Annotated in this window: 5 protein-coding genes; all 5 read right to left on the bottom strand. The window is 73.4% G+C overall.

Annotated features, from left to right (window positions below):
• Entirely contained in the window at positions 1-7770 is a 7770-nt protein-coding gene (locus tag OC490_RS35100) for a non-ribosomal peptide synthetase (RefSeq protein ID WP_262062074.1), read from the bottom strand.
• A 10-nt stretch (positions 7771-7780) separates the two neighbouring features.
• Entirely contained in the window at positions 7781-15550 is a 7770-nt protein-coding gene (locus OC490_RS35095) for a non-ribosomal peptide synthetase (protein ID WP_262062073.1), read from the bottom strand.
• Positions 15551-15593: 43 nt separating this feature from the next.
• Positions 15594-16781 carry an NAD(P)/FAD-dependent oxidoreductase gene (locus OC490_RS35090; RefSeq protein WP_262062072.1) on the bottom strand — a complete coding sequence of 396 codons (1188 nt, stop codon included), beginning with the start codon at positions 16779-16781 and terminating at the stop codon, positions 15594-15596.
• A gap of 74 nt (positions 16782-16855) precedes the next feature.
• Positions 16856-17083, bottom strand: coding sequence for an acyl carrier protein (locus OC490_RS35085; protein WP_262062071.1), 228 nt, complete (start codon positions 17081-17083; stop codon positions 16856-16858).
• Entirely contained in the window at positions 17083-18651 is a 1569-nt protein-coding gene (locus OC490_RS35080) for an amino acid adenylation domain-containing protein (RefSeq protein ID WP_262062070.1), read from the bottom strand. Before OC490_RS35080 ends, OC490_RS35085 begins: the two co-directional genes overlap by 1 nt.
• Positions 18652-18748 lie beyond the last annotated feature (97 nt).

The raw sequence follows: 18748 nt of genomic DNA, 5'->3' as shown, positions 1-18748 counted from the left end.
CTACTCCTCTGCGATCATCCTGCGGAGAGCGGGGCGAAGGGGTACGGCCGATTCCTCCGACCAGGCGGCGAGCGCGGCGACCGTCGGCAGGTCGAAGATCTTCCGGATGGGTATCTCCATCCCGATCTCGGTGCGGGCGCGGGTGATCAGCCGGGTGGCGAGCAGGGAGTGCCCGCCGAGTTCGAAGAAGCCGTCGTCGACGCCGACCTTCTCCAGGCCGAGCACCTCGGCGAACAGCCCGGCCAGCGCTTCCTCGCGGGGGGTGCCGGGTGCCCGGAAGGGGGTGGCGGACGTGAGGTCGGGTGCGGGCAGGGCCTTGAGGTCGAGCTTGCCGTTGGGCGACAGCGGCAGCCTCTCCAGCGGCACATAGGCGGCGGGGACCATGTACTCGGGCAGCCGGCCGGCCAGGTGCTCCTGGATCTCGGCCGGGTCCGGCGCGCTCGCGCCCTCGGCGGGGACGAGGTAGGCGGCCAGGTAGGGGGTGGTGTCGCCGGGCCGCTGGGTCACGACGGCGGCCTGGGCGATGCACGGATGGGTGGTCAGGGCGGCCTCGACCTCGGCGGGTTCCACGCGGTAGCCGCGGATCTTGACCTGGGTGTCGATACGGCCCAGGTGCTGCAGCTCTCCGTCGGGGGTGAAGCGGGCCAGGTCGCCGGTGCGGTACATCCGCGAGCCCGTGGGCCCGTAGGGGTCGGGGACGAACCGGTCGGCGGTCAGGGCCGCCTGGCGGTGGTAGCCGCGGCCGGCCCCCGCCAGGTACAGCTCGCCCGGGGTGCCGGTGGGCAGCAGGCCCAGGCCGGGGCCGAGGATGTAGGCCCGCACGCCGGGGAAGGGCCGCCCGATGGGCACACCCGTCGGGTACGGCTGGTCGGGGTCGAGGAGGAAACCGGTGGCGTAGAACGTCTCGCTGGGGCCGTAGCTGTTGATGACGCGGGCCTTGGGCCAGCGGGTGCGCACCCGTTCCGCCAGGGCCGGGGTCAGCACCTCTCCGGAGATGTTCAGTGCCGTGGGGTCGATGCGGTCGGCGAGCTGGTCGACGAGCTCGGCGAAGGCGGAGGGCACCGAGCAGATGACGTCGACGTCCCAGCTGTCGCGTTCGGCCAGCTCCAGCACGTCGCGCACGATCTCGGCCGTGCCGCCCCGGGTGAGCGCGGCGAACGTCTCGAAGGTGGCGACGTCGAAGCCGAAGGAGGCGGCGACGAGGATGCGCCGTCCGGCCTCCGCCCCGGCCTGCGCGACCAGGGTGTCCACGGCGTTGACGACGGTGGACTGGGTGACGCCCACACCCTTGGGCACGCCGGTGGAGCCGGAGGTGTAGATGACGTAGGCGAGGCTGTCCGGACCGGCCTTCGGCCCGGTGCGCGGGGCGGGCGGGGCCTGGAGGTCGACGTCGTCGAGGACGAGGACGGGGATGTCCGTCGCGGGGACGAGGGCGCGGGTGCCGGCGTCGGCCAGGACCAGACGGGGCCGGGCGGTGGGCAGGACGTGCGGGAGACGGGCGGCGGCGTAGGCGGGGTCGACGGGCAGGTAGGCGCCGCCCGCCTTGAGCACGCCCAGCAGGGCCACGACCGTGTTCACGGTGCGCGGCAGGACCACGCCGACCACGGTCTCCGGGCCCACCCCGTGCCGGGCCAGTTCGGCCGCGAGCGCCTCGGCGCGGGCGTCCAGTTCGGCGTACGTCAGCGACTGGCCCGCGGCGACCACGGCGACCTTGTCCGGGATCCTGGCCACCTGCGCCTCGACCAGCTCGGTGAGCGTGACACGGCGGGCCCGGGCGGCGTCGTCGTCGGACCGGGCCAGCATCCGCTCGCGTTCGCCCTCCCCGAGCGCGTCGATCCGCGCGAGCTTCAGCGCGGGGTCGGCCGCCAGCTGCCGCAGGAAGCGGACGAGGCGGGCCGCGTACGTCCGTACCGTGTCCCGGTCGAAGACGCCCGGCGCGTACTGGATGACGAGCTGCAGATGCGGGTCGGCCGCCGCCGTCAGGCACAGCGCGTAGTGGTTGCCCGCGGAGGGGCGCAGGCCGGTGAAGGTGATCCCGTCCGCGGCGTCGCTGGCGGCGCCCAGGCCCTCCCGGTCGACCGGGTAGGACTCGAAGACGACCAGCGTGTCGAACAGGGACCGCACCCCGGCGGACCGCTGGATCTCCGCGAGCCCGTGGTGGTGGTGCTCCGCCAGGGCGGCCTGGCGGCGCTGCAGCCGGTCCAGGACCTCGCCGACGGTGTCGCCGGGCGCGTGGGTCACCCGTACGGGAAGGGTGTTGATGAACATGCCGACCATCGACTCCACGTCCGTCACCGCGGGCGGGCGCCCGGAGACGGTCGCGCCGAACACCACGTCCTGGCGGCCGGTGAGCTGGCCGAGCAGCAGCGCCCAGGCGCCCTGCACCAGGGTGTTGACGGTGATGCCCAGCTCGGAGGAGCGGCGGACGAGTTCGTGCGCCTCCTCGACCGGCAGCGCGACCTCGACCTGGTCGCGGACGCCGTCGTCCGCGTCGGCGGAGTCGGGGGCGAGCAGGGCCGGCTCGTCGATGCCGTCGAGTTCGGCCGCCCACGCCCGCGCCGCCTCCTCGGGATCCTGGCGGGTGAGCCAGGACAGGAAGTCGCCGTAGTCGCGGGGGGCGGGCAGCGCGGAGGTGTCGCCGTCGGCGGCGTACAGCAGCAGCAGGTCCTGCATCAGCAGCGGCGTGGACCAGCCGTCGTAGAGCGCGTGGTGGGCGGTCAGGACGAGTTCGGGCCGGTCGGGGTCGAGGACGGCGAGGGCCAGGCGCATCAGCGGCGGGGTGTCCGCGTCGAAGTAGGCCTTGCGGTCCTCGGTGAGGAACTCCTCGAACGTCTCGGTGCGCCGCGGCTCGTCGAGGGCGCTCAGGTCGAGGTGGCGCCAGGGCAGCGTCACCGACTCCGGGATCACCTGGACGAGGTCGCCGGCCGCCCGGTCGACGAACGCGGCGCGCAGGACGGGGTGGCGGTCCAGGAGTGCCTGCCCGGCGCGGTGCATCCGCAGCGGGTCGACCCTGCCGGACAGATGGAACACGAGCTGGATGTGGTACGGGTCGAACGACGCCCCGGCGAGTTTGGCCTGGAAGAGGATCCCGGACTGGGCGGGGGTCGTCGGCCAGATCCTGGCCAGCCTGCCGAAGCGGGTCTCCCAGGCGTCGATCTCCGTCTGGCCCACGGCGACGAGGGGTGCGTCGCTGGGGGTGAGCCCGCCCGCGTCGGGGGTGGTGGCGTGGCGGGCCAGCGCGGTCAGGGCCTGGGTCCACAGTCCGGCCAGTTCGGTGACGTCCTCGCGGGTCAGGACGCCGGTGGGGAAGCCGAAGTAGGCGGTCAGTTCGTCGCCGTCGCCGGTGTCGGTGGCCACCGCGTTGATCTCCAGCGCGGAGAGGACCGGCATGTCCGCGTCCGGTGCGGCGATCAGGTCGCGGTGGGTGGTGTCGGGTGCCCAGCCCAGGCCCCGCAGTTCCTCGGGGATGTCCGCGCCGGAGGCCTTGCCGAGGTAGTTGAAGCCGATCTGCGGGCGGCGCAGGCGGGCCAGTGCGGGCGCGGTCCTGGCGTTGAGGTGGCGCAGCAGGCCGTAGCCCATGCCGTGGTCGGGGACGGCCCGCAGCTGTTCCTTGACGGCCTTGACGGCCCGGCCCGCGGCGGGGCCGCCGGCGAACGCGTCGGCCAGGTCGATGCCGGTGAGGTCCAGGCCGACCGGGTACATGGCGGTGAACCAGCCGACGGTGGCGGACAGGTCGGCGCCGGGCACCAGGTGGTCCTCGCGGCCGTGGCCCTCCAGCCGGACGAGGGTCGAGCCGGCGGGCACGCCCCGGGTGCGGCGCCAGCGGGCCAGGGCCAGGGCGAGGCCGGCGAGGAGGCCGTCGTCGACGCCGCCGCGGAAGACGGCGGGCACGGTGTTGAGGAGGGTGGCGGTGACATCGGCCGGCAGCTGGACGCGGACGGTGTCCACGGTGGAGGTGACATCGCGTGCGGGGTCCAGCGGGCGGGCGCCCAGGACCGGTTCGTCACCGGCGAGGATGTCCTGCCAGAGCGGCAGTTCGGCGATCCGCTCGGCGCTGGCGGCCTGCTCGGCGAGCGCGTGCGTCCACCGCCGCAGCGAGGTGCCCGCGGGTGCGGGAAGGGGGTCGAGACCGCTGGTGACCCGCTGCCAGGCGGAGACCAGGTCGGGCAGCAGGATCCGCCACGACACCCCGTCGACGACCAGGTGGTGCAGCACGATCAGCAGCCGGTCGGCCTCGGTGGCGGAGGTGAACCGCACGAACTGGGCCATCACGCCCGCGTCCGGGTCCAGGCGGTCCGCCGCCGCGTCCAGCTCGGCCTGCACGGTGCCGGCGTCGTAGGCGACCTCCCGCACCAGCGCGCCGGCGTCGACGCTGCCGGGCTCCCCCGTCCGCAGGCCCTTCTCGACCCGGTCCAGGCGGGAGCGCAGCACGTCGTGCCGGTCGAGGACGGCCTGCAGGGTCGCCGTCAGTGCGGCGCGGTCGATGTCCTCGGGCAGGGTCAGCAGCGCCGACATGCAGAACCGGCCGATGCCGCCGCCCAGCGCCAGGACGTGGGCCGCGGTCGGCGGCAGCGGGGCCCAGCCCACGCCGCCGCCCGGCAGCTCGGCCAGGGTCACGCGCTCCTGTTCGGCCCGGCCCTCGACCAGCTCCGCGAGCCGGGCGACGGTGCGGTGCTCGAAGATCTCCCGCGTGGTGACGACGACGCCGCGGGTCCTGGCGCGTGCCACGACCTGGATGGAGCGGATGCTGTCGCCGCCGCCGGTGAAGAAGTCGTCGTCGGCGCCCACCTGCCCGGCGCCCAGGACATCGGCGTACACCTCGGCCAGCACCCGCTCGGTCGCGGTGCGCGGTGCGCGGTACTGGGCGCCGGTGAACTCCGGTACGGGCAGGGCGGCCCGGTCCAGCTTGCCGTTCGCGGTCAGCGGCAGCCGGTCCAGGACCATCAGCTGGGCGGGCACCATGTAGTCGGGCAGCCGTTTGGCCGCGAACCGGCGCAGCTCGGCCACCGACACACCGGCGTCGATGGCCGTGTCGCCGTCCGTGCCGCCGGCGCCCACCAGCTCCACATGGCCGACGAGCCGCTTGGTGCCGGTGTGGTCCGCGCGCACCGTCACGACGGCCCGGGCGACGGCGGGGTGCTGGGCGAGGACGGTCTCGATCTCGGTCGGCTCGATGCGGATGCCGTTCACCTTGACCTGGTCGTCGGCGCGTCCGGCGTACTTCAGCCGGCCGTCCGCGTCCCACCGGGCCAGGTCGCCGGTGCGGTACATCCGCGCGCCGGGCGGCCCGAAGGGGCAGGCCACGAAGCGCTCCGCGGTGGCGGTGGCGTTGCGGTGGTAGCCGCGGGCGACCGGGCCGGCGACGTACAGCTCGCCGACGACGCCCTGCGGGGCCTGGGCGAGTCCGGGCCCCAGGACGTAGGCGCGCATGTTGGCCAGCGGTGTGCCGACCGGGACCGCGCCGGTGTCGCCCGTGTCGTCGCCCTGCCGCGGGACGGTGAAGGTGGTGGCGTAGAAGCTCTCGGTCTGGCCGTAGGCGTTGACGACGCGGGTGCCGGGCAGGGTCCGGCGCGCCTTGCGGACCAGGTCGTGGGAGAGCGCCTCCCCGGCGAGGACGACGGTCTCGACGTCGAGCCGCAGGCCGGCCGCGCCGTCGGTGGCGACCTCGTCGAGCAGCGCGGAGAACACCGTCGGCACGGCGCTGATCGTGGTGCCCGACCAGGAGTCGCGTTCGGCGAGTTCGAGGACGTCGCGGACGATCTCGACGCTCGCGCCGCAGGTCAGCGCGGTGAAGATCTCGAACACGGAGACGTCGAAGTTCACCGAGGTCGCGGCCAGCATCCGGGAGCCCGCCCCGACGCGGGTGCGCCGGCGCAGGTCCTGCACGCCGTTGACCACGGCGGCGTGGGTGACGGCGACGCCCTTCGGGGTCCCGGTCGAGCCGGACGTGAACATCACGTAGGCGAGATGGTCCGGCCCGGCGCCGGTGTCCGGGGTCCCGACGGCGGGTCCGTCCAGGCTCAGGTCGTCGAGGTGGAGGACCCGCTGTGCGCCCGGGGCGACGGTGGACGCCGTCGCGTGGTCGGTCACCACCAGGGCCGGATCGGCCGTGGTGAGCAGCAGGCCGACGCGCGCGGCCGGGTAGCCGGGGTCGACGGGCAGGTAGGCGCCGCCGGCCTTGAGGACGGCGAGGAGCGCGACGGCCAGGTCCGCGGAGCGGGGCAGTGCGACGGCGACCAGGGTGTCAGGACCGACACCGCGTTCCCGCAGCACGGCGGCCAGCCGCCCGGCGCGGGCCTCCAGTTCGCGGTACGACAGCTGCGTCGGCCCGCAGACCACCGCTGTCGCGTCCGGTGTCCGTGCCGCCTGGGCGGCGACGAGTTCGGGCACCGTCGCGTCCCGCACGGGTGCCGCGGTGTCGTTCAGCCGGGTCAGCCGGTCCTGTTCGGCGGTGGTGAGGATCTCCACCCGGCCCAGGCGGGTGGAGGGGTCGGCGACGACCTGGCGCAGCACGCGGACGTAGCGGTCGACGAGGCTCTGGGCGGTGGAGTGGTCGAACAGCTCCGTCGCGTACTCCAGTCGTCCGTAGGCGCGGCCCGAGGGGTCGGGGACGATGTTGAAGAACAGGTCGAACTTCGCGGTGTCGGTGCCCAGCGGGACGGGGGTGACCTCCAGGCCGGGCACGTCGAGCGGGGACCAGGCGAACTGCCAGGCCAGCATCACCTGGAACAGCGGCTGGTAGGCGGTGGTGCGGTCGGGGTCGAGCAGTTCCACCAGGTGCTCGAAGGGGACGTCCTGGTTGTCGTAGGCGCCCAGCGCCCTCTCGCGGACCTGGTCGAGGAGATCGTCGAACGTCGGGTTCCCGGAGAGGTCGACGCGCAGCACCCAGGTGTTGGCGAAGAACCCGATCAGGTCTTCGAGCTGTTCGTCGGGGCGGCCTTCGATGGGGCTGCCGACGGTGAGGTCGTTGCCGGCGCCGAGGTGGTGCAGCAGCACCGCGAGCGCGACCTGGGCGACCATCGGTGCCGTGGCGCCGTGGCGGGCGGCCAGGCGTCCGATGCCGGTGACCAGTTCGGGTTCCAGTTCGAGGTCGACATGGCCGCCGCGGTGGCCGGCCGCGGTGGGCCGCGGGCGGTCGAGCGGCAGCTGCACCGGCTGCGGGACCCCGGTCAACTCGCGGCGCCAGTAGTCGAGTTGTTCGGCGGCGACGCTGTCGGGGTCACTCTCGTCGCCGAGCATCCGCCGCTGCCACACGGTGTAGTCCTTGTACTGCACCGCGAGGGGCTCCCAGTCGGGGGCCTCGCCCTGCCCGCGGGCGGCGTACGCGGACAGCAGGTCCCGCAGGAACGGGGCCATCGACGCGCCGTCCGCGGCGACGTGGTGGAAGACGAACGCCAGCACGTGCTCCTGTGCAGAGACGCGCAGGACGCGGGTGCGCAGCGGCAGGTCGGTGTCCAGCTCGAAGCCCTCGCCCACGAAGGTGCGCAGCGCGTCGTCCACCGCGTCCGCGGCCGTGTCGACCACCCGGAAGGAGGGGTGCGCCTCCCGGGGGGGCAGGATGCGCTGCTGCGGGATGCCGTCCTCGTTCTCGACGAGCAGGGTGCGCAGGCTCTCGTGCCGGGTGACGACGTCGGTCACCGCCGCGGCCAGGGCCTCGGTGTCCAGCGGCCCGTCCAGGCGCAGCACGAACGGGATGTTGTACGTCGCGGACGGCCCTTCCAGACGGTGGAGGAACCACAGCCGACGCTGTGCGAAGGACAACGGGATCATCGTGGCACTCCTAAACGTTCATCTGTCGCAGCTGGAGGCGGTTCGACTTGGCCGACTTCTCGATGCGGGCCGCCAGTTCGGCGACGGTCGGGCTGCGGAACACGGTGGTGACCTTCACGTCGACGCCGAACTCGTTGCGGATGCGGCCGATCAGCCGGGTGGCCAGCAGCGAGTGCCCGCCGTGGTCGAAGAAGTCGACGTCGATGCCGACCTCCTCCGCGCCGAGCAGTTCGGCGAACAGCCGGCACAGGACGTCCTCGTGGTGGTTCCGCGGCCCTCGCCCGGTCGCGGTCCCGGCGTGGTCCGGTGCGGGCAGGGCGCCCCGGTCGAGCTTCCCGCTGGGTGTCTTGGGGAACTCGGCGAGCGGCACGAGCGCGGTGGGGACCATGTACTCCGGCAGCCGTTCCCGGGCCAGGTCGGTCAGGGCCGCGAGGTCCAGGAGGGCCGGGTCCGCCGTGCCGGGTGCCGGCACCACGTAGGCGACCAGCCGCTGGTCGCCGGGGCGGTCCTCGCGCACCAGGGCCACCGCGCTGTCGACGTCGGGGTGCGCGGCGAGGGCCTGCTCGATCTCGCCGAGCTCGATGCGGAAGCCGCGGATCTTGACCTGGAAGTCGGAGCGGCCGAGGTACTCCACCTGGCCGTCCCGGCTCCACCGCGCGACGTCCCCGGTGCGGTACATGCGGCTGCCGGGCGCTCCGAAGGGGCAGGCCACGAAGCGGCTCGCGGTCAGAGCGTGCTGCCCGAGGTAGCCCCGGGCGAGCTGGTCGCCGGCGAGGTACAGCTCGCCGGTGACTCCGGCCGGGACCGGGCGCAGGGCCGCGTCCAGGACGTACACCTGGGTGTTCCACACCGGTGTGCCGATCGGCAGCCGGTCGGCGCCGGGCACGTACCGGTGGGCGGTGACCTCGACGGCCGCCTCGGTGGGGCCGTAGAGGTTGTTGGCGGTGCAGCCGGGCAGCAGGTCGGTGAAGCGGTTGGCCAGTGCGGCGGGGAACGCCTCGCCGGCGACCTCGATCCAGCGCAGGCTCGTGCAGTCCTTCGCCGAGGGCTCGGCGACGAACGCCTCCAGCAGGGACGGCACGAAGTCCGCGCCGGTCACCCGCTCCCGCCGTATCAGCTCCGCCAGGTAGGCCGGGTCGCGCCGTCCGTCCGGGCGGGCGATGACGACCGCGGCCCCGACCTGCAGCGGCGCGAACAGCTCCGGCACCGACACGTCGAAGCTCGCCGTCGTGCTCAGGAGCACCCGGTCCTCGACGCCGACGTCGAAGTGTGCCAGGCCCCACGCGAGCCGGTTCATGATCGCCCGGTGTGCCACCGGTACGCCCTTGGGGCCGCCGGTGGAGCCGGAGGTGAAGATGGCGTAGGCGGCGTTGTCCGGCGACAGCGTGCGCTCGGGGTCGGTTTCGGGGTACCCGGAGGCGTCCGGGAGGGTGTCCTCCAGCACCAGCAGCGGCCGTGCGCTGTCCAGGACGTGCCGCACCCGGTCCTCGGGCAGTTCGGTGTCGACCGGCACGTAGGCGGCGCCGGCCTTGACGACGGCGTAGATCGCCACCAGCAGGTCCACCGAGCGGGGGATCCTCACCGCGACCAGCTGCTCGGGGCCCGCGCCCCGCTCGATCAGCCAGTGCGCGAGCCGGTTGGCGCGGGCGTTGAACTCGCCGTAGGTCAGCGTCTCGTGCTCGCCGATCACCGCGACGCGGTCGGGGGTGCGGGCGGCCTGCGCCTCGAACGCGCCGGGCAGGGTGTCCGGCGCGACGGGGTGGGCGGTGTCGTTGACCTGCCGCACCAGCCGGTCGTGTTCCTCCTCCCCCAGCACCTCCACGGCGCCGACCGGCACCGACGGGTCCTGGAACAGCTGTTCCAGGACGCGGACGAGCCGGGCGGCGATCGCCTCGGCCGCCTCGTGGTCGTAGAGGTTCTTCTGGTAGTCGAGGGACAGGCGCAGGTAGGGGTCGGAGGAGTTGAGGGTGAGGGGGTAGTGCGAGCCCGCGAACGGGCGGATGGCGTCGATGGTGAAGCCCGCGGAGGTGTTCGCGTCGACGATGCCCTCGCGGTCGACCGGGTAGTTCTCGAACACCACGATCGTGTCGAACAGGGCGGGCAGGCCGGTGCCGCGCTGGATGTCGGCCAGGCCGTAGTAGTGGTGGTCGAGCAGGGTGATCTGCCGGTTCTGCAGATCGGTGACGACCTCGCCGAGGCTGCGGTCGGGGCGGCACAGGGCCCTGGTCGGCAGGGAGTTGATGAACAGGCCGACCATCTCGTCGCTGCCGGTCAGGTCGGCGGGGCGGCCGTTGACGGCGGCGCCGAACACCACGTCGTGCTGTCCGGTCAGTTTGGAGATGAGGACCGCCCACGCGCCCTGGAGGAGCGTGTTGAGGGTGACGCCGAGTTCCGCGGCGCGCCGGGCCAGTTCGCGGCCCTTGTCGATCGACAGCGGCACCTCGACCCGTCCGAGGGAGGACGCCTCCCCCCGGGAGGTGAGGCCCGCGGCCACGAGGGTCGGCTCGTCGAATCCGTCGAGCTCGGCCTTCCACCGGGCGGCGGAGGCCTCCTTGTCCTGCCGCCCCAGCCAGGCCAGGTAGTCGCCGTAGGAGCGGACCGGGGCGAGGTGGCCGGTGCCGGCGTACAGCCGGACCAGGTCCGTGATCACCAGCGGTGAGGACCAGCCGTCGAACAGGGTGTGGTGCGCGGTGAGGATCAGCTTGGCCTGCTGCGGCCCGCAGGTGAGCAGGGCCAGGCGCAGCAACGGCGGCCGGGCGGGGTCGAGTTGGTCGGCGCGGTCGGCGGCGAGGGCCGCGTCGAGGGCCGCGTTCTGCTCGGCCTCGCTGCGGCCGGTCAGGTCGAGGTGGCGCCAGGGCAGGGTGACGTGCTCCGCGACGACCTGCACCGGTTCGCCGTCGGCGGTGGTGAGGAACGCGGAGCGCAGGTTGGGGTAGCGCTCCAGCAGTGCCTGCCCGGCGGCCCGCATGCGGGCCGGGTCGACGGGCCCGGACAGGTGCAGCACGAACTGCATGTGGTAGACGTCGAAGGTGCCGTCGGCGAGCGCCGCCTGGAACTGGATGCCGGACTGTCCCGGGGCCTGCGGCCACACCTCGGCCAGCCGGCCGTAGCGCTCCTCCCAGGTCTCGATGTCGCCCTGGCCGGCCGTGACCAGCGGGGCGTCCGAGGGGGTGAGGCCGCCGATGTGCCCGCTCGCGGCGTATGCGGCCATGCCGTGCAGCACCTCGACCCACAGCCCGGCCAGCTCCGCGGTCCGCTCGCGGGAGAGCACCCCGGTCGGGAACATGAAGGCGGCCTGCAGCCGGGTGCCGTCGGCGGTGTCGGTGGCGACGGAGTTGACCTCCAGGGCGGACAGGGCGGGCAGGTCGGGGTCGGGCTCGGCGATCAGCTCGGCGGACCAGGACGCCGGCCCCCACCCGTCGGCGCGCAGGTGTTCGGGCACGTCGGCGTCGGAGATCCGGCCGAGGTAGTTGAAGCCGATCTGCGGCGCCGGGAGGCCGGCGAGCTGTTCGGCGGTCTCGGGGTTGAGGTGGCGCAGCAGCCCGTATCCCAGGCCCTTGTCGGGGACCTCCCGCAGCTGCTCCTTGACCAGCTTGATCGCCTTTGCGGCGGCGGGGCCGCCGGCCAGCACGTCGGCCGGGTCCACTGCCCGGATGTCGACGCGGGCCGGGTACATGGTGGTGAACCATCCGACGGTGCGGGAGAGGTCGGCGCCGGGGACGGCGTCCTCCTCGCGGCCGTGTCCTTCGAGGCGGACCAGCATCGGGCCGTCCGCGGTGCGCCACCGCTCCACCGCCAGGGCGAGCGCGGCGAGCAGCACGTCGGTCCCGGTGCCCCTGAACGCGGCGGGCAGCTTGGTCAGCACGGCGTCGGTGACGTCGGCGGGCAGCTGCACCCGCACGGTGTCGACGGTGGACCACACGTCGAGTGCCGGGTCGAACGCCCGGGTGCCCAGCGGGGGGTCGGTGGATTCCAGGAGGTCGCGCCAGTAGGGCAGTTCCGCCTCCCGCTCCTCGCAGAGCGCCTCGTCGGCCAGCGCCGCCGCCCAGCGGCGGGCCGAGGTGCCGACCGCGGGCAGCTCGGGCGCGGTGCCGGAGCGGACCTGCCGCCACGCCTGGGCGAGGTCCGCCATGAGGATGCGCCAGGAGACACCGTCGACGACCAGGTGGTGCAGCACCACGAGCAGGCGGCCCGCGCCGGCCCCGGCGGCGAACCAGACGAAGTCCGCCATGGTCCCGGCCTCCGGGTCGAGGCGGCCGACCGCGTCGTGCAGTTCCGTCCTGGCCGCCGCGAGCGCGGACGGCTCCTCCCAGCGGCCGTCGCAGTCGACCCGGCGCAGGAGGTCGGCCGCCCGTACGGTGCCTGCGGGACGCGCGAGGAGCAACGGTTCCTCGCCGGGCACCAGTTGGGCGCGCAGCAGGTCGTGCCGGTCGAGTACGGCGTCCAGCGTCGCGGTGAGGCCGTCCGCGTCGATGCCCGCGGGCAGTTCGAGGACCATCGACATGGCGAACCGGTTCGTGCCGCCGCCGTGCTCGAACACCTGCCGGGCCACCGGCTGCAGCGGCATGGGGCCGACGCCGCCGCTCCCGTCCTCCTCCAGGACGGGTGTGAGGCCCTGGCGGTCGGACGCCACCTCGGCGAGACGGGCCGCGGTGCGGCACTCGAAGATCTCCCGTGTGGAGAGTTCCAGGCCGCGGGCCCGGGCCCGGGCCACCACCTGGATGGAGCGGAGGCTGTCGCCGCCCACCGCGAAGAAGTCGTCGTCGGCACCGACGCGTTCCACGCCGAGCACGTCCGCGTACGCCGCGGTGATGATCGTCTCGGCCTCGGTGCGCGGTTCGCGGTAGGCCTCGCCGAGGAACTCCGGTTCGGGCAGGGCCGAGCGGTCCAGCTTGCCGGTCGGCCCGAGCGGCAGCCGGCCCAGGGCCACGAAGGCCGCCGGCACCATGTAGTCGGGCAGCCGCGCGGCGACGAACCTGCGCAGCTCGGCGGAGGAGGCTCCGGCGAGCACGTCCACGTCGCCGATGCCGCCGGCGCCGTCGTCGCCGACGGCCCCTTCGCCGGTGTGCACCACGTACGCGACGAGCCGCCTGCCGCCCGAGGGCACCTCCCGGCTGATCACCACCGCCTCGCTGATCCCGGGGTGGCGGGTGATCGCCGCCTCGACCTCGGCGGTCTCGATGCGGAAGCCGCGCACCTTGACCTGGCCGTCGCCGCGGCCGACGCACTCCAGCTGCCCCCGCGCGTTGCGGCGGGCCAGGTCGCCGGTGCGGTACATCCGCTCGCCGGCGGGGCCGTACGGGTTGGCCACGTAGCGCTCGGCGGTCAGGGCCGCCCGGCCGTGGTAGCCGCGCCCCAGGCAGGTGCCGACGACGTACAGCTCGCCGACAACGCCCGGGGGCACCGGGGCGAGTCCGGGGCCCAGGACGTAGGCGCGCATGGTGCCCAGGGGGGTTCCGATGGGCGCGACGTCGCTGCCGTCCCACTCCTGGGACGGCGCGAGGGAGAAGGTGGTGGCGTAGAAACTCTCGCTCTGGCCGTAGGAGTTGACGATCCGCGCGCCGGGCAGGGCCTCGCGCACCTGCCGTACCAGCCGGCCCGGGAGCACGTCGCCCGCGAAGACGACGGTGCGCACGTCGGGTGCCTTGCCGAGGTGGCCGACGAGTTCGCTCAGCACCGAGGGGACGCCGCTGACGACGTGTCCGTCCCAGTTGTCCCGCTCGGCGAGTGCCAGCGCGTTCGCGACGATCTCGACCGTGCCGCCGGTGCTCAGGGTGGTCAGCAGCTCGAAGACGGAGACGTCGAAGTTGACGGAGGTGCCGGCCAGCATCCGCCACCCGGGCGGCGTGTCGAGGACGTCCACCAGCCCGCGCACGCCGTCGACGACGTTGCGGTGGGTGATGGCCGCGCCCTTCGGCTCGCCCGTCGAGCCGGAGGTGTACATCACGTAGGCCAGGTTGTCCGGGCCCGGCCGCGCGGTGCGGGCCAAGTCGTCCGGGGCGCCCGCGGCCGGCTCCCAGTCCGCCCGCCGGTCGAGGTGGACGACGGTGTCGATGCCGCCCGCGGGTATCTGCTGCCAGGTCGCGGTGTCGGTGACCGCGAAGCGCGGGGCCGCCTGCGACAGCACGCTCTGTGCCCGCCCCTGGGCGTACTGCGGGTCCAACGGCACATATCCGGCACCGGACTTGAGGATCCCGAGCAGGCCGATCACCAGGTCCTCGGTGCGCGGCAGCGCGAGGAGCACCAGGTCCTCCGGGCCGGCGCCGCGCCGGACCAGTTCTCGGGCGACGGCGTCCGCCCGCTCGTCCAGTTCCCGGTAGCTCAGCGTCCGCCCGTCGCACGCCAGCGCCGGGGCGTCGGGCGTGCGGGCCGCCTGGCTCTCGAACAGCTGCGGGACGGTCTGCCCGGCCGCCGCCGGGGTCCTGTCGTCGGACGGGGCGAGCAGCAGCTCCCGCTCGGCGGCGTCGAGCACGTCGACGGTGCCGATCGCGCGCCCGGGGTCGGCCACGAGCCGGCCCAGTACGCGCACGAACCGCTGCGCGATGGCCTCGGCGGTGTCCTGGTCGAAGAGGCTGGTGGCGTACTCCAGCCGGCACCGTGCGCCGCCCGCGCCGTCCGGGAGCAGGTCGAAGAACAGGTCGAACTTGGCCGTGCGGGTCTCCAGCCGCTCGACCTCGACGCCGAGGCCGGGCAGCCGCAGCGGCGGCACGGGCGGCTGCCAGGAGAGCATGACCTGGAAGAAGGGGTTGTAGGCGGTGGAGCGGTCGGGGTTGAGGAGTTCCACCAGCCGCTCGAAGGGCATGTCCTGGTTGTCGTAGGCGGCGAGCGAGCGGTCGCGCACCTGGTCGAGGAGCCCGCGGAAGGTCGGGTTGCCGGAGAGGTCGACGCGCAGCACCCAGGTGTTGACGAAGAAGCCGACGAGGTCGCGCAGTTCCTCGTCGGTGCGGTCCGTGATCGGCGCGCCGATGGAGAGGTCGTCGCCGCACCCGAGGTGGTGCAGGAGCACCGCCAGCGCCGCGTGCATGACCATCGACACCGTGGTGTCGGCTCCCGTGGCCAGCTTCTCCACGGCAGCGAGCAGATCGGGGTCGATCGAGAACGGGATCCGGTCGCCGTCCGGGCTGATCAGCCGCGGGCGCGGGCGGTCCGTCGGCAGGGCCAGCGGCTGCGGCAGGTCGGCCAGCGCCCGTCCCCAGTACGCCAGTTGCCTGGCCGACACGCTGTCCGGGTCGGACTCGTCGCCGAGCACGTCCCGCTGCCACAGGGTGTAGTCCGCGTACTGCACGGGAAGCGGCTCCCACTGCGGCGTCCCGCCCTCGGCGCGGACCGCGTAGGCCGTGGTGAGGTCGCGGAACAGCGGCCCGAAGGACTCCCCGTCCACGGCGATGTGGTGCGCCACGACGACGAGGGTGTGCTCGTGCGGTCCGCACCGCAGCAGCCTGGCGCGGATCGGCACGTCGGCGGCCAGGTCGAAGGTGGTGGTGGCCGCCTCGTCGACGGCCGCCGCCAGGTCCTGCTCCGTGACGTCGACGACCACCAGGTCGAACGGCTTCTCCTCGGGCGTCAGCACCCGCTGGTGCGGGACACCGTCGTCGCCCTCGACGATCACGGTGCGCAGGACCTCGTGCCGGTCGACGACGTCGCGGAGCGCCGCCCGCAGCGCCCCCACGTCCAGCTCACCGGTCAGCCGCAGGGCGAAAGCGCCGTTGTAGGTCGGCGAAGGGCCTTCGAACCGGTCCACGAACCACAGCCGGCGCTGCGCGAACGACAACGGGATCATTGTTTCTCCAAATCGGCAGAACCAGCAGGGAGCAGGCCGGCACTCAGCTCAGGTCGAGCAGGTCCAGAAGTTCGTCGTTGTAGAAGTCGTCGATGGAGCACGCCCCCGAGAGGGTCGAGAAGTAGCGGTCGATGTGCTCCTGGTGGCCGACCAGTTGCCGCAGCATCTCGACGCGGCCCTCGGGCTTGAGCTCGGCGACGTTGAGGGCGCCCTGGTAGTGGCTGAGGGCTTCGCCGCTCAGGTCGTTCTCGTAGCGCTTCAGCGCCGTGCGGAGCGCGGCGTCGTCGTGCAGCTGCGTCCCGACGTGGTCGACGAGGGACTGTGCCTGGACGAATGCCTCGGTGATGCCGCGTGCGGTGATGGAGTCCTTGTGGTTCACCGCGTCGCCGACCAGCACCCATCCGGGTCCGTGGGCCTTGCGGAAGTAGTTCTCCTGGTGGCCCGTGCCGTAGAGCTGTTCCACGCGCCGGCCCGCCTGCATCCGCTCGTACAGTTCGGGGGCGGTCGTGCGGAAGGAGTCGAGGTAGAAGGGTTCCACTCCCTTGCGGACGTCGTTGTAGAGGTCCTGCGGGAAGTAGGTCATGAGCAGCGTGAGGTCGTCGTTGGTGGGGATGACACCGATCCAGCGGCCGGGCCGCTCGTACAGCTCGAAGTGCGAGGGGACGTCGGCCCAGTAGCTGTAGTAGGTGCAGCTCACCCGCGGGTGCTCGACGACGTTGTGCGCGCCGGCCCTGCGGGCCACCAGCGAGCGCATGCCGTCCGCGCCGACGACCAGGCGCGCCCGGTCCGTCGCCTCGGCGCCGCCCGGCGTCGTGTAGCGCACGCCGACGACCCGGTCGTCCTCCCACACCAGGTCCTTGACCGCGCAGCCCTCGCGGAAGTCCACGCCGGCCTCGGCGGCCCCCTCGGCCAGGAGCGGGTCGAGGACGTAGCGCCGGGGCGCGTACGTGTACCGCAGCCCGTCCACCGGCAGGGAGAAGCCCTCGACGCGGACACCGGGGCCCTGGTAGCTCTGGCGGGTGATCGGCCTGCAGCCCGCGTCGCGGAGCTTGTCGAGCAGCCCCCACCGGTTGAGCAGCCCCATGCCCTGCATGTGGATGTAGTGCGAGGACAGCGTGTCCTGCGGGAACCGCGCTTTCTCCAGGAGCAGGACCCGATAGCCCTGCCGGGCGAAGAGCATGGCCGTCGGCGAACCCGCGCAACGGGCACCGATGACAATCACGTCGTACATGGCGCGCCTCTCTGACCAGGTAGTTTTTTGCACGCAACGCGGCCTGCGGCCGGGAGATCCTTGTGAACCCAGCGCTATCGATGCAGCGGCAGGGATGCGATGTACGCGGAGATCGACGCCACCGTGGGGTGGAGGAACATCTGGTCCATGGGGACCTCGGCGCCCAGTTCGTCCAGGAAGGCGCCCTGGATCCTGACCATGATCACGGACTGGCCGCCGAGGGCGAAGAAGTCGTCGTCGTCCGCTATGTCCTCGCGCCGGAGTTCCCGGCACCAGATGGCGCGCACGCTGTCGGCAGTCATCACAGTCCTCGGTTCTCGAGAGCGTCGACGAGCGCGGCGCGGTCGACTTTCCCGTGCGGGCTCAACGGAATGCGCGGAACGTCCACGAACCTGGCCGGGACCATGTTCCGCGGCAGTGTCCGAAGGAGGCGGGCGCGCACGGCGTCCTCGGCGAGGGCGCCCGCCTCCGGGACCACGAACGCGGTCAGCTCGGCCTCGCCGCCGTCGGCGTGGGTGACCGCCACGGCGGCCTCCCGTACCTCGGCGAGCCTGCCGAGCGCGCGCTCGATGTCGGCGGGATCGATGCGCATGCCCCGCACCTTCACCTGCGCGTCCATCCGGCCGGCGACGACGAGGTCACCGGTCTCGGTCACCCGGCCGCGGTCGCCCGTGCGGTACAGCCGCAGCGGCGCGCCGTCGACCTCGATCGTCGTGAACCTGGCGTTCTCGGGGCCGGAGGCGCCCAGGTAGCCGGCGCCGACACCGGCGCCGGCGATGCAGATCTCGCCGTCCTGTCCCGCCCCGACCCCGCGCAGCTGCTCGTCGAGGAGGTGGATGTCGGTGTTGTACGCCGGCCTGCCGACCGGTGCGATGTCGTGCTCGCCCGCCCGGTAGCCGGCGAGGTCGTACGACGTCGCCACGTCCGTGCACTCGGCCACGCCGTACTGGTGCAGCAGGGTGCAGGTGTTGCCCTCGCGCCGCATCCAGTCGGTGAGCCGCTCGGGCTTGAGGGCCTCCCCGCCGAAGAGCACGTAGTCGAGGCGGGTGAGGGCGTCGCCGCGGCGCGCGGTCTCCCAGTCGATCAGCACGTACAGCGTGCTGGAGGCGCAGTGCACCACGCGGATGTCGTGCTCGCTCAGGACGCGGTAGGCCAGCATGGCGTCGAAGTTGCGGCTCGCCAGCAGGTACTGGGTGGCGCCGCAGAACAGCGGTGTCATCAGCGCGCGCTGGGAGAGGTCGAACCCGAACGCGCTGACGACGAGGTGGTGCGAGCCGCTGTGCAGGCCGTACTCGGCCTTCAGCCAGTTCATCAGGTTGAACCAGCCCTCGTGCCGCACCGCGGTCAGCTTCGGCGTACCGGTCGATCCGGACGTGAAGACGGCGTAGCACACGTCGTCGCCCGTGACGGGGACGCCGGGAGAGGTCGCCGGCAGGCCCGCCAGGTGCTCGCCGAGCCGGTCGAGGTCGACGACGTCGACGGCCGCCGACCCGACCATCTCGGCCGTCGCCGGGGAGGCCACGATCAGGGCGAGATCGGGGACCTGGGCCAGCAGCAGCTGGAGCCTGGCGGCCGGGTAGGCCGGGTCGAACGGCACGTAGGCCGCGCCCGCCTTCAGCGTGCCCAGGACGGCGACGAGCAGGTCGGTCGAGTAGTCGAGGCAGATGCCCACCTTCGCGCCCCGGCCGTGGCCGCGGGCGGCGAGGAAGTGCGCGAACCGGTTGGCTCTCGCGTCGAGTTCCGCGTACGTCACCTGCCGGCCGGCCCGGACGACGGCAACGGCGTCGGGGGTGGCCTGCGCGTGCGCCTCGAACTGCTGGTGGACGACGGGCGCCGAGGGCAGGGCGACCCGTTTTCCCTGAAGGATCATCAACTGACTCCGATATGAGGGGTGTCCGGTCGGACGGGCCACCGGCCCACCACGCGGTACGGGCGGCGGCACCTTCGGGCGGTGCGTCTGTGAGCGG

The organism is Streptomyces sp. STR69 (assembly GCF_024519455.1).
Taxonomy (GTDB): Bacteria; Actinomycetota; Actinomycetes; order Streptomycetales; family Streptomycetaceae; genus Streptomyces.
This window is presented reverse-complemented; position numbering and strand designations above follow the sequence as displayed.